The sequence below is a fragment of the Desulfocapsa sulfexigens DSM 10523 genome, assembly GCF_000341395.1.
GTDB classification, from domain to species: domain Bacteria; phylum Desulfobacterota; class Desulfobulbia; order Desulfobulbales; family Desulfocapsaceae; genus Desulfocapsa; species Desulfocapsa sulfexigens.
This window is the reverse complement of record NC_020304.1, coordinates 1,794,423-1,819,018: the sequence shown is the minus strand read 5'-3', so window position 1 is coordinate 1,819,018 and position 24,596 is coordinate 1,794,423. Positions and strand designations below refer to the sequence as shown.

At 46.3% G+C, this 24,596-nt stretch carries 19 protein-coding genes and 1 pseudogene; 4 read left to right on the top strand and 16 right to left on the bottom strand.

Annotated features, from left to right (window positions below; genetic code table 11):
• Positions 1-25 precede the first annotated feature (25 nt).
• From UWK_RS08065 to ychF, 8 genes are read right to left on the bottom strand one after another with little or no spacing between them, the layout of a single operon-like run.
• Positions 26-724: a triose-phosphate isomerase gene (locus UWK_RS08065; RefSeq protein ID WP_015403872.1), complete on the bottom strand. Its 699-nt coding sequence runs from the start codon at positions 722-724 to the stop codon at positions 26-28.
• Positions 725-745: 21 nt separating this feature from the next.
• Positions 746-1,045: a DUF167 domain-containing protein gene (locus tag UWK_RS08060; protein WP_015403871.1), complete on the bottom strand. Its 300-nt coding sequence runs from the start codon at positions 1,043-1,045 to the stop codon at positions 746-748.
• 12 nt (positions 1,046-1,057) lie between these two features.
• Complete coding sequence (locus UWK_RS08055; protein ID WP_015403870.1) at positions 1,058-2,086, bottom strand: DivIVA domain-containing protein; 1,029 nt, start codon at positions 2,084-2,086, stop codon at positions 1,058-1,060.
• A 13-nt stretch (positions 2,087-2,099) separates the two neighbouring features.
• Positions 2,100-2,399, bottom strand: coding sequence for a YggT family protein (locus UWK_RS08050; protein WP_015403869.1), 300 nt, complete (start codon positions 2,397-2,399; stop codon positions 2,100-2,102).
• 32 nt (positions 2,400-2,431) lie between these two features.
• Positions 2,432-4,378: a methionine--tRNA ligase gene (gene metG, locus UWK_RS08045; protein WP_015403868.1), complete on the bottom strand. Its 1,947-nt coding sequence runs from the start codon at positions 4,376-4,378 to the stop codon at positions 2,432-2,434.
• 31 nt (positions 4,379-4,409) lie between these two features.
• On the bottom strand, positions 4,410-5,342 hold the full coding sequence (locus UWK_RS08040; RefSeq protein WP_015403867.1) for a PSP1 domain-containing protein: 933 nt from the start codon (positions 5,340-5,342) through the stop codon (positions 4,410-4,412).
• A gap of 8 nt (positions 5,343-5,350) precedes the next feature.
• Positions 5,351-6,352: a DNA polymerase III subunit delta' gene (gene holB / locus UWK_RS08035; protein WP_015403866.1), complete on the bottom strand. Its 1,002-nt coding sequence runs from the start codon at positions 6,350-6,352 to the stop codon at positions 5,351-5,353.
• 15 nt (positions 6,353-6,367) lie between these two features.
• Positions 6,368-7,465 (bottom strand): redox-regulated ATPase YchF, encoded by a 1,098-nt coding sequence (ychF, locus tag UWK_RS08030; RefSeq protein WP_015403865.1) that lies wholly within the window; start codon positions 7,463-7,465, stop codon positions 6,368-6,370.
• A 128-nt stretch (positions 7,466-7,593) separates the two neighbouring features.
• Here ychF and UWK_RS08025 point away from each other — a divergent pair, with 128 nt between their 5' ends.
• Positions 7,594-8,901, top strand: coding sequence for an amidohydrolase (locus UWK_RS08025; RefSeq protein WP_015403864.1), 1,308 nt, complete (start codon positions 7,594-7,596; stop codon positions 8,899-8,901).
• A gap of 70 nt (positions 8,902-8,971) precedes the next feature.
• Here the strand turns inward: UWK_RS08025 and UWK_RS08020 are convergent, their stop codons facing one another.
• The 4 genes from UWK_RS08020 to htpG form a co-directional block, all read right to left on the bottom strand.
• Positions 8,972-9,655, bottom strand: a complete 684-nt coding sequence (locus UWK_RS08020; protein WP_015403863.1) for a YqaA family protein — start codon at positions 9,653-9,655, stop codon at positions 8,972-8,974.
• Positions 9,656-9,693: 38 nt separating this feature from the next.
• Entirely contained in the window at positions 9,694-10,338 is a 645-nt protein-coding gene (locus UWK_RS08015; RefSeq protein ID WP_015403862.1) for a protein-L-isoaspartate(D-aspartate) O-methyltransferase, read from the bottom strand.
• Positions 10,335-10,733, bottom strand: a complete 399-nt coding sequence (locus tag UWK_RS08010; RefSeq protein WP_015403861.1) for a hypothetical protein — start codon at positions 10,731-10,733, stop codon at positions 10,335-10,337. The genes UWK_RS08015 and UWK_RS08010 overlap by 4 nt, the downstream gene beginning before the upstream one ends.
• A gap of 104 nt (positions 10,734-10,837) precedes the next feature.
• Positions 10,838-12,709 (bottom strand): molecular chaperone HtpG, encoded by a 1,872-nt coding sequence (gene htpG / locus UWK_RS08005; protein WP_015403860.1) that lies wholly within the window; start codon positions 12,707-12,709, stop codon positions 10,838-10,840.
• Positions 12,710-12,871: 162 nt separating this feature from the next.
• On the opposite strand from htpG, the gene hemG reads away from it, so the two are divergent.
• Positions 12,872-14,266, top strand: coding sequence for a protoporphyrinogen oxidase (gene hemG / locus UWK_RS08000; protein WP_015403859.1), 1,395 nt, complete (start codon positions 12,872-12,874; stop codon positions 14,264-14,266).
• A gap of 278 nt (positions 14,267-14,544) precedes the next feature.
• Here hemG and UWK_RS07995 read toward each other — a convergent pair whose 3' ends face one another.
• From UWK_RS07995 to UWK_RS20145, 4 genes and pseudogenes are all read right to left on the bottom strand, one after another.
• On the bottom strand, positions 14,545-16,770 hold the full coding sequence (locus UWK_RS07995) for an NADP-dependent isocitrate dehydrogenase (protein WP_015403858.1): 2,226 nt from the start codon (positions 16,768-16,770) through the stop codon (positions 14,545-14,547).
• 175 nt (positions 16,771-16,945) lie between these two features.
• Positions 16,946-18,268, bottom strand: coding sequence for a chromosomal replication initiator protein DnaA (dnaA, locus tag UWK_RS07990; protein ID WP_015403857.1), 1,323 nt, complete (start codon positions 18,266-18,268; stop codon positions 16,946-16,948).
• Positions 18,269-19,138: 870 nt separating this feature from the next.
• Complete coding sequence (locus UWK_RS07985) at positions 19,139-19,666, bottom strand: ComF family protein (RefSeq protein ID WP_167320733.1); 528 nt, start codon at positions 19,664-19,666, stop codon at positions 19,139-19,141.
• A gap of 9 nt (positions 19,667-19,675) precedes the next feature.
• Positions 19,676-19,873, bottom strand: a pseudogene (locus UWK_RS20145) (double zinc ribbon domain-containing protein); the annotation flags it as partial.
• Positions 19,874-20,369: 496 nt separating this feature from the next.
• On the opposite strand from UWK_RS20145, the gene UWK_RS07980 reads away from it, so the two are divergent.
• Positions 20,370-21,521: an NAD-dependent epimerase/dehydratase family protein gene (locus UWK_RS07980; RefSeq protein WP_015403855.1), complete on the top strand. Its 1,152-nt coding sequence runs from the start codon at positions 20,370-20,372 to the stop codon at positions 21,519-21,521.
• 227 nt (positions 21,522-21,748) lie between these two features.
• Positions 21,749-24,451 (top strand): outer membrane protein assembly factor BamA, encoded by a 2,703-nt coding sequence (gene bamA, locus UWK_RS07975; RefSeq protein WP_015403854.1) that lies wholly within the window; start codon positions 21,749-21,751, stop codon positions 24,449-24,451.
• Positions 24,452-24,596 lie beyond the last annotated feature (145 nt).

The window sequence follows — 24,596 nt, the reverse complement described above, 5'->3', positions numbered from 1 at the left end:
ATCCGACATCACTGAGAATGGCGAATTATTTGAGAAAATCACCGACCTTATTGCATATCCCTGCAAAAGATCTCGCATCAAGGCTTGATTGCCCGATAAGGAGCCCTGAAAGCTCCGGAAGCGCAATATACTCATCCACATTCTCAACCAGCAACGAACCTCCATACACGATGGGCCTATTTACCTGCACCTGGCTGATAAACTGCGCCGCCTCTGCCACACGCTTCGGCTGCTCGGGGATTCTTGCCATTGCTGCTTCCTTTGGACCATACGCAATAAGCAGTTCATCACAATCGATATCATTGAAAGCGGTGAGTTGAGACATGGCATAGGGTTGATCAATGCAGACAATGGGCCTGAGACCAGCAGCCACCGTCTCTGACATCTTGTTTGCTGTGTCCTGGGAGGTTTCGTGAAAATAGCGCCTTCGTTCTGAATGGCCGATGATCACATACTCAACCATTCCCCTTATCATATCCGCAGCCACGGCACCCGTATAGGAACCTTTGGGGAAAGGAGAAACATCCTGAGCAGCAAGAGAAAAATTAATCAACTCAAGAGCCTGAACATACTCTGATAAACTGCAAAGACAAATAAAAGAAGGTGCAACAATAACTTCTAAACCATCCACCGGGCGATAAAGATCAGCAAATTCGGCAAACCATTCCTGGGCAGCCTTTCTGGTCTTATTGCTTTTCCAGTTTCCAATTACATACTTTTTCATTCATACCTCCAGAGCAATTGTTCATGCTGAAACAGCTTCTACCTTAGACCTGATATACTCTGCACTCAGTCCTTTAATCAGAACACTTTTATTTCGAGACTGCAGGCCGTGTTTAATTTCCAGATCCTTCTTTTTTACATTGAGAAATGAGGCAAGAAACTGAATTACTGCGGCGTTGGCCTTACCATCCACAGGAGGCGCGGTGATGGTAAGCCTCATTGCATTGTCGTGTAATCCCGCAAAACTGTTACGAGATGCTCGTGGCTGGACATACACTCTCAGCAGCAGACAACCGTCCCCGGTGTTTGAGAGATAAGGCATCAACTTTCTTCATTAGGAAGATTTCTTTTTATCCACATCTGTTTCCAGATTGAACATATCATTCAGACTGAAAGCATCATCACCCTTTTCACCAGCATCGCCCTCTCTAAAGAGAGAATCAAGAACATTTTCGTCCATACTGCTCCCTGAATAGGTTGAATCAGCATTTAATTTATCAAGGTCTTCAGAAGCAATTGAGCCGTCATCATTAATCATAACTTTCTGAAAAAGTTCGTTCTCCTCGTGCTTCTCTTCATCGCCACCCTCACCTTCAGTAACTGCACGATCTTCCTCCTCGTCATCCGGATAAAACACTTCAATGGTTTCCAGGTAACTTGTAAGGGTGGATTTCAAGTTCTCCTTGACCTCTCCCTTTTTCTTTTTCAAGGCATCGATTTCGCGTGGCAGACGTTCTAACTCCTCGTGAGCTTCATCACGAATCCTGTTAATTTCAGATTTGGCCTCGGCAATCATCTCTGCGGCCTGTATTCTACTTTTTTCCTTGAGGTCTTCAGCAAACTGCTGAGCAGTTGCGAGTGCTGCCTTAAAGTCAACCTCCTCTTTTTTCAAATCACTGTTTTGTTCCTGAAGAATTTCCAGCTTATTCTGCAGACTGCTCTTTTCTTTCTCAACAACTTTTAAGGCCGCCTCAGCCTCATCAATTCTGGCATTGGCCGCACTCACCTCTTCGTCGCGCTCAGCATTTTCTTGCTCCATATCGGCAATTCGCAGCTGTAACTCTTCAATCTCTCTGCTCAATTCCCTGACTTTTTCTTCCTTTTGGGCACAGCCATCTTTGAGCTCTTCAGAAATTTTTCTGGTAAACTCCATATCGGTTTCCAGAGACCCGGTATAATCTTTTGAAGCTTCCCTGTCCTTCCGCAGAACTTCAAGCTCTTCCGCCTGCTCTTTACACTGCTGCTGTAGTTCAAAAAACTCATCAGCAATAGTCTCCAGATAATCTCTTACTTCCAGTGGATCGCATCCTCTGAATTTAATCTGAAATTCCTGATCCTTAATTAATTGCGGAGTGATAGCCATAGTAAATTCCTCTCTAACCCATTGCTGTTGCCAACTGTTTCAGGGTAGGCACCAGAAAACTCTGAAGAAACATAATCGCCATAATTAAAATCATGGGAGAAAAATCTATCCCTCCCATACTCATGGGAATGACGCGCCTGATGCGACTCAACAAAGGCTCAGTTACATCATACAAAAAACGAACAATGGGATTATAAGGATCAGCATTGACCCAAGATATGACCGCTCTACCAATGATGATCCACATATAAGCCGTAAGTAGAAAATCAATCAACTGGGCTATGGCCATCATAAAATTATTCACAACAAACATTGTACAACTCCATAATTATTTTTGAGTACGCCTCAGGCGACACGTGAGCCCGGCGGAACTGGTGCACTTACCGCGGAAAGCACCAGGCGATTTTTACCATCCACCTCTGTCTTTGCCGCAAGTACCATCCCCTGGGATTCCACACCCATAAGCTTCACAGGCTGCAGGTTTGCCACAATCAGTACCTGCATACCTGGAAGATCCTCCGGTTGATAAAATTCCGCGATCCCAGCTACGATAACCCGCTCTTCAGGGGCTCTAACCGTGAGTTTTAACAAGCGATCAGACTTCTTAACGGCTTCGGCAGTCACAATTTCAGCCACCCGTAATTCAACCTTCTGAAACTGGTCAAAGCTAATTACTCCCTCGGTTTTTTCCTCCTGCTGCTTTTTCTTTGCTGCCTTCTTTGTATTCTTTTGGGATTCCTGCTCCAGATGCTGTTGCTTCTTTTTTGTATCAACCCGCGGAAAAAGCGCATCACTTTTCTGCAACACAGTCTTCGGCTCAAGTTTCCCCCAGCCACCGTTTAGCATCAAATCCTGGATTAACGCACTGTCTTCTTCAAGTCCGAGACCTTCTGCCATTTTTTTACAGGTTCCAGGCATCACCGGCTGAAGAAGCAGAGTGAGTATACGCAGGGTTTCTGCAAGATTATACAGCACAGTATGCAGACGACCAATCTGCCCCGGATCTTTGACAAGAGTCCATGGCTCATTTGTTACAATATATTTATTGGCCTGACTGATCAGCTCCCATATTGCCTGGAGACCACGGTGAAACTGAAAAGTATTCATGGCCTCCCGATATGTGGAAAAAACTTTTTCCGCAAGATCCGAAAGAACGTTATCATCATCGGCACTCACTGGCAGCGGCACCACACCGTCGGTGTACTTAAACAGCATTGCTGTAGAGCGGCTGTAGAGATTACCAAGATCATTTGCAAGATCTGAATTTTTTCTTGCAATAATTGCATCGGAGCTGAACGATGCATCCAGTCCAAAAGACATCTCGCGCAGGGTAAAATAACGGATACTATCCACCCCATACTCTTCGATAAGTTCAGCAGGTCGCACAACATTCCCTATACTTTTGGACATCTTGGTGTCTTCTACATTCCAGTAACCATGGACATGGAGTTTTCGATAGAGCGGCAGCCCCATGGCAAGTATCATGGTTGGCCAGTAAATAGCATGAGGTTTCAGAATGTCCTTGGCTATCACGTGCTCAGCGACAGCCCAGTACTCTGCAAACTGATCTCCATCCGGATAGCCAATCCCGGTAAGATAATTGATGAGGGCATCAAACCAGACATAGGTTACAAAGTTTTCATCAAAGGGCAGAGGAATCCCCCAGGTAAGGCGTGAAGTTGGTCGTGAAATACAGAGATCCTCCAGAGGCTCGCTCAAAAAGGAGAGCACTTCATTCCTGTAGCGCTCCGGCGTTATAAAGTCCGGATGAGCATGAATGTGATCAATCAGTTCCTGCTGATACTTTGACATCCGGAAAAAATAATTCTCTTCAGCTAATTCATTGGGCGTGGTCTGATGATCCGGACATTTCCCATCAACCAGTTCCTTTTCCGTCAGAAATCGCTCACAACCCGTGCAGTACAAACCAGAATATTGATCAAAATAGATATCACCCTTATCATAGACCTGCTGCAGTATAGACTGGACCGTAGCCACATGATCACTATCGGTGGTACGAATGAAATGATCCGGAGCAATATCGAGCAGTGGCCAGGTTTCACGGAACATCCCACTGATTCGATCAACATACTGCTTAGGGCTCTCTCCTTCCTTTGCTGCTGCTTCTGCTATCTTGTCACCATGTTCATCGGTTCCAGTCTGGAATCTGACTGTATCCCCGCTCAAACGCCGAAATCTGGCATAGGTATCAGCGACGATGGTGGTATAGGCGTGCCCCAGATGCGGCTGGGCATTTACGTAATAAATTGGGGTTGTGATATAAGTTGTCATTGTATAAAAATACTCTCAGACAGAGTGAAAGTTACTCCTCTTCACCAGTCTTCTTGTCTTTTTTTCCTCTATTCGTTTTCTTTTCCGGTTTTACCGACTCAGCGTTCGTCCATTGTTCTGCCTCTAAAAGCCGAACTTCACCCTCTTCATCTACTACCTGCAGGGTTGACTGTAGAGGATTTTGACGCCTCACCCGATAGCAGTGGCCGTCAACCATAATTTTTTTTCCAGGACGGGGCATTCCCTTACGTTCTCTTCTGTACGTCTCAAACTCATATGTCAAACAACAGAGCAGCCTATTACAAACACCGGAAATCTTTGACGGGTTTAAAGGCAGATCCTGCTCCTTAGCCATCTTGATGGAGACGGAATCAAATTTTTTCATATGCCCTGAACAGCAGAGTTCTCTACCGCATGTCCCCAACCCTCCAATCATCTTAGTCTCATGACGCACTCCAACCTGACGCATTTCTACTCGGGTCCTGAATTCCTGCACCAGATCCTTGACCAAAGCCCTGAAATCCACACGCTTATCTGCAGTAAAATAAAAAATCATCTTACTGCCATTAAAAAAGCGTTCCACCCGAACAAGACGCATCTGCAGCGCGTGACGAAGTATCAATTCCTTACAGGATACAAAAGCAGCTGCTTCTTCAATGGGAATATTTTCATAACGATTACACTCTTCATGGGCAGCACGACGTGAAATTTCGTAGCTCGCCAGTCGCGCTACTTCCGAGTCACGACAGGCTGGAGCCATGCAGACAATCTCGGCCGGTTCCAATCCAAATTCCCCCCGCACCATCACCACTTCACCTTTTTTCAAATCATCGAGAATGGACGATGCTGTAAATTCCTGGCCTTTGGCGCGAAACCGAAAACGATAAAAATACTGTACTGCTGCTTCCTTCTTCGTTTCGGGTTCGAGCTGAATGCTCTCATTGTGTTGCTGTTGGTCTGCCATAATTCCTTCTATTCTTTCAGCCGAAAGAGAAGCACTTCACACACAAGTGTCCGGTTACAATTTCGGGCAAGTTCTTTTTCTGCCTGACTGATCGCCTGCAGTTTAGCAAAATACTGTTCGGAATTCCAGTCTTTCCGTGTATTCAGAGTCTCTGTATCCACTCGTTGCCCATGAATTTCGAAGAGACAATCTCTAATCCAGAGCCTGACAAGTGAAAAGAGATGAGGTAAATTCTCCTTCAGGGCAGCCATCGATTCTGCCATCATCAATATCCTGCTGACATCCAGAGCTTCGTCACTCCCCTGCACAGTAAGCACGGCAAGAAGATCCTGCCAGACTCCAACGAGATCAAGCTGCTGAAACAGTTGAGCTCTGCCAGGACTACCTTCAGCCAGCCTGGCCAGGAGCACAGCTGTCTGCAGATCCAGCTTATCATCCTGCCCCCTCAGAACCTCCACTGTCTCCGTAAAGCTCAGTGGATAAAAGGGCACTGTCTGACACCTGGAAAGAATTGTCTGCAATACATGTCCAGCCGAATCTGCAGTTAAAATCAGAAGATTGTTGGGAGGTGGCTCCTCAAGTGTTTTCAGGAGACTGTTTGCCGCCTCCTGGCGCATTGTGTGTACATCTTCAATAAGTACCACACGTGTCCCAGCTTCATAGGGCGCAAAGGAGAGATCCTTGATGAGTTTTCGGATCTGCGCAATCTTGATAGTCCCCTTTTCCGGAGAGACAAGAAGAAAGTCAGGATGTGTGCCTGCTGCGAACTTTTTACAGGAGGAACAGACACCACAGGCAGAGAGATCCTGTCTGTGGTTACAGTTAACCGCAGCTGTAAGCCCCCTTGCAAACAGCTGTTTGCCGACACCTTCCGGCCCCCGAAAAAGATAGGCATGGGCCAGACGATCTGCAGCAAGACTTCTGCGCAGCAGATTCTTTGCCTGCTGCTGACCATAAAAAGGCTTCCTGGCTATGCGAAATGGAGTATCAGAGGGTTGATGAAAGTGCATCTCAGGAAATTTCCCTTAAACATTAAAGCGAAAATTCAGACAATCACCGTCTGCCACGACATATTCCTTTCCCTCGGAGCGCATTACCCCTTTTTCCTTAGCCCCGCTTTCACCATCACAGGCAACAAAATCATCATAGCTTATGGTTTCGGCACGAATAAAACCCCGTTGGAAATCAGAATGTATTTTCCCTGCTGCTCCCGGCGCCTTAGTTCCACGAGAGATCGTCCAGGCCCTGGTCTCTTTTTCACCAACAGTAAAATAGGTGATCAGGCCAAGTAATTTATAACCGGCAGCGATCAACCGGTTCAGTCCCGGCTCTTCCATTCCCATGTCGGCGAGGAATTCCTGCCTCTCCTCCTGGTCCAGCTGGCTCAACTCCTGTTCGATTGAGCCAGCTATGATAACTACTCCATCACCATCTTCCTGAGCGAGTCTTTCAAGGGCCCGGACATGCTCATTTCCATCTGTCACATCCTCTTCCTTGACATTGGCCACATAGAGAACAGGCTTGTCAGTCAGAAGACACATCTCTTTCATCATCTCTTTTTCCATATCCCCTTCAGGCTCAAGGGTTCTGGCAGATGCACCACTATCGAGCACATCACGGAGACGCTCAAGAAAAACAGCCTGGGCCTTCAGTTTTTTATCACCGGACTTTGCCAGGGACTGAGCCTTCCTGAGCCGTTTCTCCACGGTATCAAGATCTGCAAGAATCAGCTCCATGGTGATCACCTCTTTATCTCTGACCGGATCTATAGAGCCATCCACATGGACAATATTCTCATCCTCAAAACAGCGAATCACATGCACAAGGGCATCCACCTGTCTTATATGACCGAGGAATTGATTTCCAAGACCTTCACCCTGACTGGCTCCCTTCACCAGACCTGCAATATCCACAAACTCCATCTGGGTGGCCACCTTGCGTCTTGTATTGGCCATCTCAGCCAGCACATCCAGGCGCTTATCCGGTACAGGCACAATCCCCACGTTTGGCTCAATGGTGCAAAAAGGATAATTTTCAGCATCAATACCAGCAGCAGTTAAAGCATTAAAAATTGTAGACTTCCCGACATTTGGAAGCCCAACGATCCCACAACGAAAACCCATACATAACTCCTTGCATCCTTAACAGGGCGTAAAAACTAGTAATATCAAACGTAAAGACAAATTATTTAAAATAGGATAGTATACCCTGCTCAAAGATAAAAAGCCCATTTTTTTGCAAGGATCAACACATGCCCAACACTTCCATACTAATCAGCAATGTCACTCTTTTCACGGATCCGGACACACCACTTAAAGAAAACCAGTGGCTTTTATGTAAGGATGAGCTGATCCACTCCTCTGGATCTATGGAATCAATGCCTGAAATTCCAGACACTACCCTGATTGAAGGAACTGGGAAACTGCTGATGCCAGGCCTGATAAATGCACACAATCACTGTGCAATGACTCTGTTTCGTGGACTTGCCGATGATCTTGAGCTTGGAGAATGGCTGAACGACCACATCTTTCCTGCGGAAGCTGCTCATGTGAATCCAGAAATGGTCTACTGGTGCACAAAACTTGCTGCGGCCGAGATGATTCTCTCCGGTACAACCACTGTGGCAGACGGATACTTCTATGAAGACCAAGCGGCACGTGCACTCCTTGAATCAGGAATGCGGGCCATCCCAGCTCAGGGTATCGTGGATTTCCCAGCCCCCGGTGTTGTCGACCCAAAAACAAATATTGATACCGTAAACATTTTTCTAACCGACTGGAAGGACAGGGATGACAGAATCACCCCTGGGGTATTCGCCCACTCCCCCTACACCTGCTCTCCAAAGACCCTGCAATCAGCAAAAGCTCTTGCCACAGAACATCAGGTTCCTTTTTTCATTCATATTGCAGAAAGTAGAGATGAGATGGGAAACATTATGGACCCGCAGGGAACAAGCCCGATTCGCCACCTTGCAGCCCTCGATCTCCTGGACAAAAACACCGTTCTTATTCACGGTATCTGGCTTGATGAAGACGATAGAAAAATTATTCAGCAAAGCGGCGCAGGAGTAGTGGTCTGTCCGCAAAGTCACTTCAAGCTGGCATCGGGAATTGCAGCAACATCCACCATGGACACAATGGGGATTCCAATCGGACTCGGAACAGATGGAAGTGCCTCCAACAACGGCCTGGACCTCTTTCGGGAAATGGATACCCTGGCTAAAAGTCAGAAACTGCGGACACTTGACGCCACAGCCATGCCAGCCAGAAAAGCTCTTGCAGCAGCGACTGTCAATAATGCGAGAATCCTGGGCCTTACAGACGTTGGAAGAATCAAACCAGGATACAAAGCAGATATCACCCTGCTCAACCTGGCAGAGCCTCACCTGCAACCCTTTTACAGTGCAGACTCCCTGGTCTACAGTGGCAATGGAGCAGATATTGAAACGGTTATTATCAATGGAACTATCGTATTAAAGGAGCGTAAATTTCTCTCGTTTGACCTCAATGAATGCATGACAGAAGTTCGAAATCTTGCCACTGTCCTGGGATCGCTATGAGGCAAACGCCCGGTGAGCCCGGATCACTTCCGCCAAGGAACCAGGACTTTTTTTTGCGTAAGCCTCACAACTAAAAAACGAATTTCAGGACCGCAAAACCACCAATTAGCAGGACAACAAAGGAAATACAGAGAATATTAAAATATTTGTCTATAAACTCCTTAGCAGGCGGGCCCCACTTATGCAGAAGCCAGGCAACCACGAAAAAGCGACAGGCCCTCGCAGCAAATGACGCCATCAGAAAAATGGGTAAGTTGATATGGGCGACCCCAGCTGTGATGGTGGTCAACTTATACGGCAGAGGCGTCAGACCAAAAATAAAGACTATCCAGGCATTCCAGTAATCATAGACCTGAAACAGGTATTCTCCTCCAAGCGAGCTTCCCATACTTGAAACAAGATATGACGGAAGTGCGATATCAAGCCGTCCATTCACATCCACAAGGGTCACATGGGCCACATTTTCAACTATCCAACGCCCCATCGTATCCCAGGCAAAAACTCCAATACCATAGCCTGCCAGCCCCCCGGCCACGGAGGCCAGAGTGCACCAGAACGCATAGTTATACCAGCGTGTTGGTGCTCCAAGAACCAGAGCAATAAGTAACACGTCGGGAGGAATCGGAAAAAAACTTGACTCAGCAAAAGAGAGACCAACAAGAGCCAACAGGCCATACTTACTGTCAGCCCAGTGTAACATCCAGTCATAGAGACGGCGTATCAGTCCACGTTGTTTGGCTACTTCTTCAGTCATAACCTTTTATCTTGCCACAGAAGCAACAAACATCACTGTCATTTCCACCCATGCTCTCCAATCAGACTTACGAAACGGACGCTTTCGAGGCGTTCGACGGCAACCTCACCATCCTGCTTCGTGAGAAGAAGCAACTCCTGCACTTCACGTTCACCGACAGGAATCACCATGCGACCGGGATCTGCAAGCTGATCTATCAAGGGTTGGGGAATCTCGGGGCCACCTGCTGTGACAATGATCGCATCATAGGGCGCATGCTCCTGCCAGCCCATGGTGCCATCATCAAGACGGGAGAGGATATTATAGTAATGGAGCTGATCAAAAACCTTACGGGCTCCAGAGAGGAGAATATGCACTCGCTCAACAGTAAACACTTTCTCGCACAACCTGGAGAGTACAGCGGCCTGATATCCTGAACCAGTGCCAATTTCAAGAACCCTTTCCGTTCCTTGCAGGTGCAGTGCCTGAGTCATAGCCGCCACAACGAAAGGCTGAGAAATCGTCTGATCACTGGCGATGGGAAGAGGATGGTCGCCGTAGGCTCTTGCTCGTTGAGCATCCTCAACAAAAAGATGCCTGGGCACCTCTGACATAACCTTCAAAACCCGTTCATCACTGATACCACGGCACAGGAGTTGCTCCTGTACCATGCGCTCCCGCACTGTGACAAAATGGTCTGTCACTGCTTTTCAGTCTCCTGCCAGGAATAATCGTCCTGCCAGTCAAACTCATCATCAAGGTATCCGCGATAATTGCAGGTTGCCACCATATCCCCGGAGAAGGTGATAAGCACCATGTTATAACCGTCAGCATTAAAAACTCCACCTACAAACGGTGTACTCTGAAGGAGCGCCCGATCCTCTTCGTAGTAGACCCACTCCTCGATAGCAGGAGTCACCATACGTTTAGAATCAGGGACTCCCATAAGAGCAAGCACATCCTCACGGGAGGACTGACCGGATGTAATCATGCTTACATCGGAGACCAGGTGACGCGTAGGTGTTCCGGAACAACCCGTCAACCCAAGAATCAGAAAAAGAATACATGAAAAACCAAAAAAACGAATACTGTTTAGCATAGGAATCTCCAGCTAAAAAAAAGAACGGTTGAAAAAACCGTAGAGTTAGTGATTTCCAACCGTTCTATAGCGTGATGAAGTGCTTTTTTCAATACCTAAGTGGCTCAAACACCAACAGCCTTACTTAGAATTTTGTAGTTCCTCTCTACCATCACCATAGGATCAACCACAAGACCTGCCTGAATCATTGCATTATCATAGATCTGGAATGCCACATCAGAGGCAAAGGACTCATCACTTTTAACAAGATCCGCAAGCTGTTTGATCAGCGGACTTGAAAGGTTGACCTCAAGATTCTTTTTACTGGCCTCGTGGGCAAGACCCTTCTCCATACGACTTGCCGCCATAATCCGCTCCATGGAAGAAGTCATATAGCCATCGGGGTTGACAATCATTGCCGGGGAGTCCACCAGACGCTTAGACTCAATTACTTCAGCGACCTTATCCTCAAGGGTTTTCTTCAACCAGGTCAGAAGATCACTGCTGTCACCGCTGCTCAGTTTTTCGGCAGTCTCCTCATCGCTGTCCGTATCATCACCGCTCTTTGAGAGATCAAGATCTGCACGATCAGCGGAAACCAGTTTCTTGCCCTCAAACTCACCCAAATGGTTGAGCACAAAGTCATCGATCGGCTCCATGGTATAGACAATTTCGATGTTTTTCTTTTTAAACATCTCAACATAGGGACCAGCCTCGATGGCTGCACGACTAGGACCATTGATATAATAAATTTCTTCCTGTCCTTCTGCCATCCGCTCAACATACTCAGCAAGTGAGGTGGGCTTGCCATCTTCGGAGCGAGAGGACTCAAACCGGACAAGCTGTGCCAGTTCCTTCTGAAATTCGAAATCCGAAGTAACCCCCTCTTTCAAGTAAATGCCAAAGGTGTTCCAGAAATCAAGGTAGTATTCGGAATCACGCTTGGCCTCCTCTGCCAGAAACTTCAAAAACCGCTTGGTGATCACCTTACGGAGTTTCATAACCAGCGCATTGTCCTGAAGAGCCTGACGGGAGATATTAAGAGGTAGATCTTCGCTATCCACCACACCCTTCAGAAAACGTAGCCACTCGGGAAGGATGTTCTCTGAATGCTGATCGATCAAAACCTTCTGACAGTAGAGGTTCACACCGGGATCAACACGGCCAAACCCCATGGCTTCGAAGTTTTCCTTAGGGGCAAACAGAACCGCATTAATGGCAAGTGGGGCATCAACTGAAAAATGGAGTCGATAATGAGGCTCGTCAAATGCATTTCCGACAAATTTATAGAAATCATTGTACTCTTCGTCGGTGATCTCACTTTTATTTCTGGTCCAGATGGCCTGAACCGTGTTTACGGTCTCACCTTCAAGCTTGATGGGAAAGGGGACAAAAGTGGAGTACTGCTTGATAATGCCCTCAACTTTCCATTTCTTGTCATAATCATGGGCATCATCTTTCAGTTCTATAATAATTTTTGTGCCACGGTGAAGACCCGGTTTTTCGGAGATAGTGAAACTTCCTGCGCCTTCTGAAACCCACTCATTTCCTTCAGATCCGTCCCAGGAACGACTCTGCACAGTCACCTTGCTGCCCGCCATAAAGGCTGCATAAAAGCCTACTCCAAACTGACCAATAAGATTCACATCCTTACGTGCAGCTTCTGCCAGCTCCGCAACAAATTTGCCCGAACCGGAATGGGCAATAGTTCCAAGATTAGTTTCAAGCTCTGCCCGTGTCATTCCAATACCAGTATCGGTGATTGTCATGGTATGCTTTTCTTCATCAAGATCAATACTCACCTCCAGGGGAACGTGAGCATCAAAGACATCTTCTTTGGTTAAACTCTCATGGCGCATCTTTTCAAGTGCATCCGAGCTGTTGGAGATAAGCTCCCGGATAAAAATATCACGCTCGGTGTAAAGCGAATTGATTACGATATCCAGAAGTCTTTTTGTTTCTGCTTGAAATTCATGGGTTGTAGCCTGGTTTGTCATTGTACTTCCTCCTCTTACAATTCATAAGGAATTAAGGGGAAAACCACCCTCAATTCCATTGCTTTTTCTTATCAAGTCGGCCAAAATGATAAGCACATATGTTTTACTGTCAAGCATTCCGTCACGCTGGGCCAGACAAACTATCATCAGGACATGGAATCAATGAAAAAAGATACGCTGATCATCGGAGCCGGGCTTTCAGGGCTGACGGTTGCCTGGAAACTGAAACAGATCCCGGGCCATTCCATTCTCCTGCTCGAACAGTCTGACAGAGCAGGAGGTGCTATCTCCAGCCATGCAGAGTCCGGTTACATTGCCGAGGGTGGCCCTCACGGATTCCTCGACAACTGTCTGGAATCGCAGACGCTCCTCAGAGAAACAGGACTTGACAAAGAGTGCCTCAAGGCACCTCTTTCCCAGTTTGTTCGCTATGTCTGCATGGATGCCACACTCAGACTCATCCCCCAATCACCGCTGAAAATTCTTGCAGCCCCACTTATCTCTCCTCTCGCCAAGCTGCGCGTTGCCGGCGACTTTTTCAAGAAACCTTTGCAGGGTGAGCCCACGGTAGGTGAATGGGTTAAATACCGTTTTGGCAAAGCATTACTCCCCTACGTTGACGCAGTTTTTACAGGAACCTACGCAGGAGATCTGGAACGACTGGTTATTGATGGCGTGATGCCCGGAGTACGCAAGATTGAGCAGGAGCATGGCTCCGTCATCTACGGTCTGTTAAAAAAGATGAAGGCAGGAAAAAAGGCAAAGCAACCTGGGAAAAAGAAGGGCCTTCCCGCCATGACCAGTTTTCCTACCGGCATGGGGAGATTGGCGGAGCGCCTATACGAAAATTTAAGCAATGACGAGATACACAGAAACTGTCCTGCAACACGAATTTCACGAAACAGCAACGGCTGGGAAGTGACAACGGCAGAGACAACCTATAGCTGCCGTAATCTTGTGCTGGCACTGCCCGTCAACGCGTCTCTTTCTCTTCTAGCAAATAGTGTTACAGCAGCACCAGTTGCAACAATCCCCGAAGCCCGAATTGTCACCATTGCCATGGGTTTTGGCCAGGAAGCACATATCCCCCCAGGTTTTGGTTATCTGGCACCGGAACGGGAACAGCGGTTTTGCCTTGGGGCACTTTTCTCCTCCAACATGTTTCCAGGTCGTGCCCCAAAGGACCATATTCTGCTGGAAGCACTGATTGGAGGACGTAGACACCCCGAACGCCTTGAACTCGACGATGACACATTGATTCAAAAGGCAGTGCAGGATTTACAGCAACTCCTGAACCTTCCCCAACCGCCAGAATACGCCAGAGTCCTTCGCTCGCCTTGGGGAATCCCACAACTGGAAAAGGGGTACCCCGCACTTCTCAAATGGCGCAATACAATAATGAAAGAAGAAAAGGGGCTGTATGTTACAGGATTTGGATGGGAAGGTATTGGGCTTAACGATATGATCAAAACCGCCTTTCGCGTGAGTGAGGCAATCAGGCAGGGCGAACAGGATGATGGAGAAGATAACGCTGAAGTGAAAAAGGTCTACTTCTAGCCCGCCTTTCTCGTGTTTTTCTCAGTACCCTTTTTTTTTTGAGGGGGGGGAACATTTAGTAAAACAATAGAGTGCAGTTGATGCGTTACTTTTTTGTTTACAAAATGTTCATAACGCAGCACATGGGACTACAAACTTCACGGCTTATTTTTCCTGGCCCCACAACAGGAGAGTTCTTACACGGTGTCATGGGAAGATAAAAAAAAAGCAACGGGGTAAATAGCAGGTGCATCCAGCATCCACCCCGTCACCCATCTCACCGAAGTCAGTGCATCCCACTACGATCCATCAACAATTCTATTGAATGTCTTACTTGGACGCATAACAGCAGAGACCTTAGACAACTCCGGCATATAGTAACCACCCACGTCAACCGCCTGCCCCTGACAACTGATCATTTCATCAACAATTTCTGTTTCATTATCAGTAAGTGCCTTGGCGACAGCAGTAAATTTTTTCTGCAAATCAATATCTTTTGTCTGTGTAGCAAGTACCCTTGCCCAGCTCAGTGCCAGATAAAAGTGACTGCCTCGGGTATCAATCTCACCGACTCTGCGGGACGGTGACTTCTCGCTTGCGAGAAAATCCCCAATAGCCTGATCCAGTGTCTCGGCAAAGAGTGCCGCCTTCTCATTTTTAAATGTTGCAGAAAGGTGCTCAAAAGAGGGCACCATAGCGCAGAACTCACCCAGAGAATCCCAGCGCAAATGACCTTCAGTCAACAGCTGTTGGACATGCTTGGGGGCAGACCCGCCAGCCCCTGTTTCAAAGAGGCCGCCACCATTCATAAGGGGAACAATGGATAACATCTTAGCACTGGTTCCAAGCTCTAAAATTGGGAAAAGATCAGTTAAGTAATCACGAAGAACATTGCCTGTCACCGAGATTGTATCCTCTCCCTTTCTGATACGCCTGAGAGATTCCTGCATCCCCTGGACAGGAGTAACAAGACGAACGTCAAGATCCGTTGTATCGTGATTTGAAAGATACTGTTTTACCTTGGCAATAATTTCGGCGTCATGAGCACGATCCGGGTCAAGCCAGAAGAGGGCTGGAGAGCCAGTTGCCCTGGCACGAGTTACCGCAAGTTTCACCCAGTCACGAACAGGTGCATCCTTGGTCTGACACATCCTGAAGATATCACCCTTCTCAACACTCTGTTCAAGAAGTATCTTTCCTGTTTCGTCAACCACGCGGACAGTGCCATTCACCGGTGCCTCAAACGTCTTATCGTGGGATCCATACTCCTCAGCCTTCTGAGCCATGAGACCGACATTTGAAACACTGCCCATGGTAGCTGGATCAAAGGCACCATTTTTTTGACAGTCAAGCACGACCTCCCGGTAGATTGTGGCATAACAACGATCAGGAATCATGGCATTGGTATCATGAAGCTTATCGTCCGCCCCCCACATCCTGCCCCCATCACGGACAACAACGGGGACGGAAGCATCAATAATAATATTATTAGGCACATGGAGATTGGTAATCCCCTTACTGGAATCGACCATGGCAAGCTCACAATTGCGTTCATAGGTTGCCATTATATCATTCTTTATCTCTTCCTGCTGAGTGTTTCCCAGTGCCCCAATACGGTCGTAAACGTCAGCAATTCCATTATTGACGTTCACTCCAAGGGTCGCGAACAACTCCCCATGTTTATCAAAAACATCCTTGTAAAAAACGGAAACACAGTGACCAAACATGATGGGATCGGAAACTTTCATCATAGTTGCTTTTAGATGAAGCGAAAGCAGAAGCCCCTCTTTTTTAGCCACCGCAATCTGATCTGCAAAAAACTGACGCAACCTGCGGACATTCATGACCGATGCATCGATCACCTCACCTGCAAGAAGCGGAACACTGGAATTTAATACGGTTACTGTGCCATCTTCTGATTCACACTCAATCCTCACATCACATGGAGTACTGACAGTGACCGATTTTTCACTCCCGTAAAAGTCTCCATCATCCATGTGGCTTACACGACATTGAGACGCACTCGGCCATTCCTTCATCATACGATGAGGGTTTTTCTGGCCATTTTTCTTCACTGATGCGGCAGCCCTGCGATCAGAATTCCCCTCTCGCAACACTGGATTCACCGCACTACCCAACACCCTGGAGTAACGAACATGCAATTCTTTTTCTTTATCATTCCGAGGCTCTGCAGGATAATCAGGAATATCGTATCCCTTGTCCTGAAGTTCCTTAATTGCCCCGGTAAGCTGCGGGATGGAAGCACTGATATTGGGCAACTTAACGATATTGGCCTCAGGCTCCTTGACAAGCCGACCAAGTTCCCCTAAATCATCGGCAACTCGTTGCCCAGGGGTGAGTTTCTCTGGGAAATTGGCAAGAATACGACCTGCCAGGGAAATATCTTTTTCCACCAATGAGAACCCGGATCCCTTTGTGAATCCTTGTAAAATTGGCAGGAGCGAATAGGAGGCCAGAGAAGGCGCCTCGTCAACTTTGGTATAAATAATCTCTTGGGTGGTCATAGGAGTTCCTCAAATTTCTTCTAGTATGATTAAATTGCTCAAGGCATGAAAACATGCCCCATCATAGACGATTTAGCAAACCAAAGCCATATTGAAAAAACAGGAGTGCACAACAAAGGATAGGACAGGAAGAGAATTCTGCTGACAAAAAAGAGAAATTCGAGGCAGTCCCAGTCTACATTTCGGCCATTTTTCGATCTAAAATTTCCATCTGACGACGCACTGAAGTATCACACCTGCAGAGTTCAGAAACGACCTTGACAGCATGAAGGACAGTGGCGTGATTTCGGTTAAAAACTTTTCCAATCTCACCGAGAGACTCTTCAGTATGCTTACGCCCGAGATACATGGCAACCTGACGAGGAAAACTAATGACCTTTTTTCGAGACCGCGACTGCAGGTCCTTATAACTCACATTGAACTCACGACTGATAATCTCTCCAATAAGGGTGGTTGTCAGATTAGTCGATAAACCCACAATCTCAGCGACAACGTCACGCACCATATCCATTTCAACAGCCCCACCAGCAAGAGTCGCCTTAGCGCTCAGTGAAAGAAGAGCTGACTCTATACGTCGCACATCACCTTGAATCTGCTGACTAATATAAGAAATAACATCCTCTTCCAGATTCAAACCACTCTGCACTGCCTTATGCTCCACAATACGATATCGGGTGGCCAGATCAGGTGCCTGAATGGTTGTCACAAGTCCGGCACCCATGCGGGAACGAAATTCATTATCAATACCCTTAAGATCCCTTGGCGCATTATTTGCTGTGAGAATGACCCGTTTACCACTCTTGATAAGGGCGTCGAGCAATTCGTTCATCTCTTCCTGGGTTTTCTTTTTCCCCTGTAAAGAGTGAATATCTTCCACGAGCAGAAAATCACAATGATCGTGATAAACCGATTTAAACGTATCCATACTTCTGCTCTGAATACTGCGCACCATTTCAGAAGCGAACTGCTGAGCAGTTACATAACGCAGTCTGGTTTGGGGAGAATCGGCCAGGAGAGCATGGGCTACCGCATGAGTTAAATGACTTTTGCCAAGACCGGTTGAACTATTAATATAGAGACAGGATCCAACCGTATCATCTCCGTTAATCATTGACTTGCATGCAGACTGAGCAAGAAGGTTTGACTCACCGAGCATAAAGGCATCAAAGGTATACCTTGGGTGTAGAGCGCGCACAACGGATTTTCGTTCAGGAATATGCGGCAACCTGAGCTGTCCCTTTGGTTGCGCTGCCGGCAGAATCGCGGTTTCCTTATCACAAAGGATAACTTTACAGTCATTTCCGGAGAGTTCAGTTACAATCTGCTGAACCGTTGCCAGATGATTACGATCAAGATGGGCACGATAGAAGCGATCAGGACAAGCTAACCTCACCTCATCAGCACGGTAAGAAACACACTCCAGAGGGTCAATCCAGAGGTTGTAAATAGAGTCACCAAGATGGTCCTTTAATGCTTTTTGTACCTGTTCCCACGCCATATCTTATCCTCAGCGTATCATTTCTGACAACGAATTCACGCCAAATTCACCAATTATCCAGCTTTACAAGCCTTAATAATTTTTTCTAAACTACTGAAAGTCATCTCTTTGAAAAGAAGAGACAGACGACCCTGCCTCTCTTTTAGGATGGTCACAGTCTGTGATTCAGCACCGCGACTCATGCGGGGGAATTAACTCCACTTCCCGATTTCGGTCAAAGGCGATCCTACCAAATTTTCCCATCAGTACCACATATTATCACCCACTCCCCAAACAGCCCAGCAGAGACGGGATTGCAGAAATCACCTCTTTCAAACCCTTTATTCATAGGCCGAACAGCCTGACCTCTTCAATATGCTGTTATCTTCACACGTTAGTCAGCATCAGGGCAAGTTATCAACAAATTTCCGTTTTTCTTTAACTCCAAATAATTCAAAATTACTAAACAAAACGACAAATATCTCAACAAAACACACAACGACATCAGAGGTTCACGCTATATCAGGGAGTACACTCGATTTTCCCTGAATTTTCTTTTTTTAATTTTTTTTTGGCCTTCCATACACCACACTTCACACGAACACACACCCCCGTTACCATAGACGTAACTCCCCTAAAAACTCCCCAAAACAACCCTTCTTCATCAATCCCCCCTTGAAAAAAACAGCCCGAATTTCTAAGTTCTTTTCACTGCCTCTTTGAAAAGTGAACATTTTGTAGACAAAAAGCTTACAGTCTGGATGTATGACAGAAAACAACCACACTCCACAACAGCTATACTGGTAAACCAAACATCGTCGACAGGGTTCATTCTTTAGCTTTCTGAGTTCCTGATAAAATATAGCAGACTTGAGGGAATCACTGTGGAAATTACGAGAAAATTTTTCCTGAAAGACATATGGTCAACACTTCGACCTTGGTACATCCTGCCGCTTTTAGTACTTTTGCACATTCGTTAACTGTTGAGCCAGTTGTAAAAACATCATCCAGGATAAGAACCTTTTTCCCGATCAACTCCGATACCCTATCAATAACGAATGCGTTTTTTAAATTTTCACGCCGTTCAACACCACTTAAACCTGCCTGGGCTTGGGTATCCGTTCTGCGAAGAAGAATGTTATGCCTGATTTTTCGCTTTTCATTGGGAAAAAGCAACTTGGCCAGAACCAAAGCCTGATTGAATCCACGTTTTCGCAAACGTTTTATGTGAAGAGGCACAGGAAGGATGAAATCCGGGACATCAAGATCACCCAAGACATTGCTTTGTTCGCTGAGCCACTTAAAGGTACTTATCCCTTGAGTTTTTCCTGAGTATTTGAGGTCATGAATCAATTTTGCAATAATTTTCTCATAAAAAAACAGACAGCGGGCCCTGTCAAACGCCCAGGATGATGTCAAGCATACACCACAGAGATGGTTCTCACCACCACTTGAAAATGTTCTGCCGCAACAGGAGCAGTACGGACTCTTTATAAATTTCAATTGTGCAAAACATACCTCGCAAAGCGGCTGCAAATCGTCTCCTGTCACCGCATTACAACAGGGACAGGCGGACGGAAATAGCAGGCACAAACCGGCCTTAGTTATCCTTCGTAATTTTTCCATTTATATAAAAGAGTAAACCACTTTTTTCATTAAATCCTACTATCTGGCAGCAAAGTTCAGAACACATCCCAAACCTGCCATGCCCTCACTTGCTGCTCTTTAGTGTATCAAATTCTATACCATTTCACTTAGGTCTTGTAGAAAAACACAGACAGGCTCCTGGTAATAGAAATGGCCATCGTAGCTAAAACGGGAGTATACAAAATATTTTTTGCAGTCAGTATGGAGATCGGACAGCCCAGGCATAATCAAGAAAAAAAAGAAGGTTTTCCACTCTGTTTTCCCCTTTTATTCTGGCAACTTCACAAAATAATATAACTTTTTTTCATTCGAACCAGTAGCAAAAAGATGACCTTTCAAAAAATTCGTGGTAATACGTAAAACCAATGCATCAGGAAATGAAAGATCGTACCTTGCACAAATTCAAACACCGGTAAATGGCAAGTAAACCGGTACTCAGTTTAGTACCTCCTTAAGGGGTAAACATATTTTCACAGTGACACAGGACAACCCCTCACACAAAAAACTTCTAGGCGTCCTCATTGGCGGATCTGGACTTATTGGTGGTACTCTGGCCCATTACTTTAAAACCAGAACCCCAGACACCATAGAGTTGCGCGCACCAAGCAGTAAAAAACTCTCCATTAGAAATTCCGTCGATATCAAGGATTATCTAAAACGTGTGAAACCCGATTTTGTAATCAACACAGCCATAGCCAATATAGGTGCAGATTCCCAACTGGCACTTGAAGTCAATTATATAGGCGCCCTGAATCTTGCCCGAGCTGCAGCAGCCCTTAAGATCCCCTATATTCATATCAGTTCAGCCGCCACCTTGCCAAATGGTGAAAACCTCACAGAAACTGATTCACTAACCATTGACCCGAAGCTTAATAATTATGCGAAGTCAAAACTCATGGCCGAAGAAACGCTTCGGCATATGTACAACACCGTAGGCCTTGATTACACCTGCGTTCGCTTAGCTATTGTGTACGGAGAACACGACCATAAAACCCAGGGATTCCATCGCCTCTTTTTTTCCATAGCCGATGAGTCCATGCCTGTCATGTTCACAAAAAAGAAAATCATGCATTCCTATTCCAATGCCAACAAGTTTCCCTATTTTATCCATCATATTCTGATAAATCGTAAGGAATTCAGTGGCCAGACCTATCACTTTGTTGACAAACATCCAGTGGAACTTGCCGATCTTATCCTCACCATTCGCTCATTTCTTGAACTCAAAAGTCCAAGAGAGATTTATGTGCCCTACTCCATGGCTAAATTTGGCAAAAAAATGCTGGAGTTTCTCCTTAAGGGCCTGTCACGCATCGGCATTAATGGCGGCCTGCCCCCGGAGCTCATGTTTCTTGAAAGTTTCTACAAGACGCAAACATTGTCCGCCCAAAAGCTTCAAGACTCAAGTTTTGTTGACCCATTCCCAACGGAAACCATTTACACAAAACTTCCCGAACTAGTTGTCTACTATCTCACCCGCTGGACACATGAGAATATGATTTCTACTTTTAACGAGGAAGTCCTTGGCCCGGATACAATGTCACATGACTTTGAGCAATCACCGGCGGATCTCCTTGAGAGTGTTCACCAGGATTCCACTACACCATTCACTGAACTCCGTATCCCTTGATGAAATAAAAAAGCCACCACCAGCAAACATAACCAAAGGATCCTGTTCTTTTTCCCTCTTTATAGCTTTGCGCCCTTTGCAAAAAAGACTAAACATGGCATAGTATGAAATTTTTAAAGTAGTAATCGGTTTTCTTAAGTTCAGTCACACCTGAGAATGTTATGAAATGCGGACAGGCTTCCTGCCCACAAGACAAATCATTTCCTTATAGAGAAACAGGACAACACATGAGCCACAGCAGAAAAGTCATCGCCTCTTCCGACCCATTCACCAAACAGAAACATAAACAAGCCAGCTTGTTACTCGTTTTTCTTGCCTCGTTGTGTCTTCTCTTTCCGGGACTTGCAACAGCAATTGAACAAAACACAACCTACCTGCCACTTAAAATTAACAGTCCTGCCGATCAACAGACCATTGCTGATCAAACCGACAGTGCACTTGCCAATGCTCTTTTCCCAACTTCTTTTACAATGATGTCACGGGAAGAGGCGGAAAAACTTGTCAGTTACGCCGGAGTCTGGCCCCCCGAAGCCAAGAGTCTCCAGAAAATTGCAGCAACCACAGGGCTCGACTATGTGGCCGTTGGAAGTCTCACCGTCATTGGAGAACAGATCAGTATTGACTACAAGGTTTTTGACCTTCTCTCACCCGGTTCCCCAAAGTACTACTACCGCCATGGCGAATCCATGGAAAATCTTGGCGGTACTCTCTCAGAAGTAATAGGAGAGGTCATCTCCTACACCGAAAGAGATTTCATTATTGCAACCATTACCCCCAGCGGCAACAAACGTATTGACTCCGGTGCCATTTCCCGCCAAATCAAAACAAAGTCAGGGGATTTTTACAATCCAACCACTCTACGGGAAGACTTGAAAGCCATTTTCAAAATGGGTTACTTTGAAGACGTTCGTATCGAAGTGGAAGAAAGCGAAGCAGGAAAGATCGTTACCTTTGAAGTAACGGAGAAACCCATAATCCGAAGTATCGAATATTCAGGACTCGATGCCCTCACAGAAATCGAAGTGTCTGAAGCTGCAAATATCGGTATAAATACAATCCTTAATTCAAACAAGATCAATAACGGGGCTGACGCCATAAAAGCTCTCTACAAATCAAAAGGCTATTACAATACCAGCGTTACTGCCCAGATCAGCTATCCCGATGACGAACACGCTGAACTCCGCTACGTGATTGTCGAGGGTGACAAAATTTATATTAAAGAAATCAACTTTATCGGCAATAAGAGCTTCGACGACGATGACCTTGAAGATGTCATTGAGTCGGGTACCAAAAACTGGCTTTCCTGGCTCACCGAGACAGGACTGATGAAGCAGCAGATGCTAGCTCAAGACGTGGCCAGACTTGGATCCTTCTATAACAACCAGGGGTTCCTCGAAGTAAAGATAGGTAATCCAACAGTCACCCAGGAAGATGACTGGTTATATATCACATTCACCATAGAAGAAGGCCCCCGCTACAGAGTTGGAACCGTATCATTCACAGGGGACCTGATCGTAGACCAGCAGGAATTACGCAGCCTCCTGACAATTCAGAATGAGGAATTCATCAACCGCCAGATTCTGCGCGAAGACATCCTTAAACTAACAGATTTTTATTCTGAACAGGGCTTTGCCTTTGCAGATATTCGACCAAAGACCAATCGTTCAGCAACCGGTGCCAGGGTCGATGTCGTTATTGATATTAAAAAAGGTGACCTTGTTTATATCCAGCGAGTTGCAATTAAGGGTAACAGCCGTACCCGTGACAATGTTATCCGCCGTGAGCTAAAAATTGCAGAAGGTGGTGTTTTTGATTCTAAAGCCATCCGAATCAGTACCCAGCGCCTACAGCGTCTTGATTTTTTTGAAGAGGTTAATATTGTTCCGGAACCGGCCCTTGACCCGTCAAAGATGAACGTTACAGTAAATGTTAAGGAAAAATCCACTGGACAGTTCAGCATCGGCGCCGGATACAGTTCTGTCGATTCACTCATGCTTATGGGTGAGATTTCCGAAAACAACTTCCTTGGCCGGGGTGACAGGCTTTCACTTGCCGCCAACATTAGTGGTAACTCAAACCGCTACAATCTGAGTTATACCAACCCTCATCTCCGTGATTCTGATCTCTCGGTGGGTGCTGACATTTTCAACTGGTTCCGGGAGTACGACGACTACGACAAGGACTCAAGAGGAGGTGCCCTTCGTTTCGGATATCCACTTTTTGAAAGATGGCGCGGCTATGGAAGCTACAGCTATACTGACACCACACTTTCCAATGTGTCTGAATTTGCATCCCAGATCATCGTCGACTCCATGGACATCAATGTAACCAGTGCTGTGAAATTTGGACTAATTCGTGATACCCGTGACCGGATAAACGGGGCCAGCAGAGGGTCAGAAAACTCTATTACGGTTAAATATGCTGGAGGTCCTTTTGGTGGTGATGCTGAGTTCACCAAGCTCGAAGCCTTTACCAGCTGGTATTTTCCCATGCCCTGGACCACAGTCTTTCACTTTAAGGCAGCAGCCGGCCAAATATGGGAAAACGAGACTGGAAAACTACCGGTTTACGAACGTTTTTACCTTGGTGGCATAAACACCATTCGAGGATATGAATACGGAAAAGCAAGTCCCATTGATCCGGAGACCGGAGACCGTATTGGTGGTGACAAGATGTGGTACACCAATCTAGAATACATATTCCCTCTCCTGCCCGAGGCAGGTGTCCAAGGTGTAATCTTCCTTGACGCCGGTAAAGTTGTAGCTGATGACGAAGACTGGAATCTTGATAGTTACAACAAGGGAACAGGGATTGAATTCCGCTGGTTATCTCCCATGGGTCCTCTGCGACTGGTCTGGGGGTACAATCTCGACCCCGAGCCTGATGAAGATACCACCGTATGGGATTTCTCCATTGGTGGTTCCTTCTAAGACCGGTACACAAAAAGTAAACCGGTACTCTGTACAATCCCCCTTACGGGTAAAAAGTACCTTCACATATTTTTTTCTTTTTGCCGACTGCATGCACTCCATGCAGCCGGCAATTTTATTTACCCCTCATGCATACTCCATTTTC

Excerpts from the sequence above, each read along its gene's own strand:
- UWK_RS08065 (WP_015403872.1), bottom strand. The coding sequence starts at position 724 with ATGAAAAAGTATGTAATTGGAAACTGGAAAAGCAATAAGACCAGAAAG.
- UWK_RS08060 (WP_015403871.1), bottom strand. The coding sequence starts at position 1,045 with ATGCCTTATCTCTCAAACACCGGGGACGGTTGTCTGCTGCTGAGAGTG.
- UWK_RS08055 (WP_015403870.1), bottom strand. The coding sequence starts at position 2,086 with ATGGCTATCACTCCGCAATTAATTAAGGATCAGGAATTTCAGATTAAA.
- UWK_RS08050 (WP_015403869.1), bottom strand. The coding sequence starts at position 2,399 with ATGTTTGTTGTGAATAATTTTATGATGGCCATAGCCCAGTTGATTGAT.
- metG (WP_015403868.1), bottom strand. The coding sequence starts at position 4,378 with ATGACAACTTATATCACAACCCCAATTTATTACGTAAATGCCCAGCCG.
- UWK_RS08040 (WP_015403867.1), bottom strand. The coding sequence starts at position 5,342 with ATGGCAGACCAACAGCAACACAATGAGAGCATTCAGCTCGAACCCGAA.
- holB (WP_015403866.1), bottom strand. The coding sequence starts at position 6,352 with ATGCACTTTCATCAACCCTCTGATACTCCATTTCGCATAGCCAGGAAG.
- ychF (WP_015403865.1), bottom strand. The coding sequence starts at position 7,465 with ATGGGTTTTCGTTGTGGGATCGTTGGGCTTCCAAATGTCGGGAAGTCT.
- UWK_RS08025 (WP_015403864.1), top strand. The coding sequence starts at position 7,594 with ATGCCCAACACTTCCATACTAATCAGCAATGTCACTCTTTTCACGGAT.
- UWK_RS08020 (WP_015403863.1), bottom strand. The coding sequence starts at position 9,655 with ATGACTGAAGAAGTAGCCAAACAACGTGGACTGATACGCCGTCTCTAT.
- UWK_RS08010 (WP_015403861.1), bottom strand. The coding sequence starts at position 10,733 with ATGCTAAACAGTATTCGTTTTTTTGGTTTTTCATGTATTCTTTTTCTG.
- htpG (WP_015403860.1), bottom strand. The coding sequence starts at position 12,709 with ATGACAAACCAGGCTACAACCCATGAATTTCAAGCAGAAACAAAAAGA.
- hemG (WP_015403859.1), top strand. The coding sequence starts at position 12,872 with ATGAAAAAAGATACGCTGATCATCGGAGCCGGGCTTTCAGGGCTGACG.
- UWK_RS07995 (WP_015403858.1), bottom strand. The coding sequence starts at position 16,770 with ATGACCACCCAAGAGATTATTTATACCAAAGTTGACGAGGCGCCTTCT.
- dnaA (WP_015403857.1), bottom strand. The coding sequence starts at position 18,268 with ATGGCGTGGGAACAGGTACAAAAAGCATTAAAGGACCATCTTGGTGAC.
- bamA (WP_015403854.1), top strand. The coding sequence starts at position 21,749 with ATGAGCCACAGCAGAAAAGTCATCGCCTCTTCCGACCCATTCACCAAA.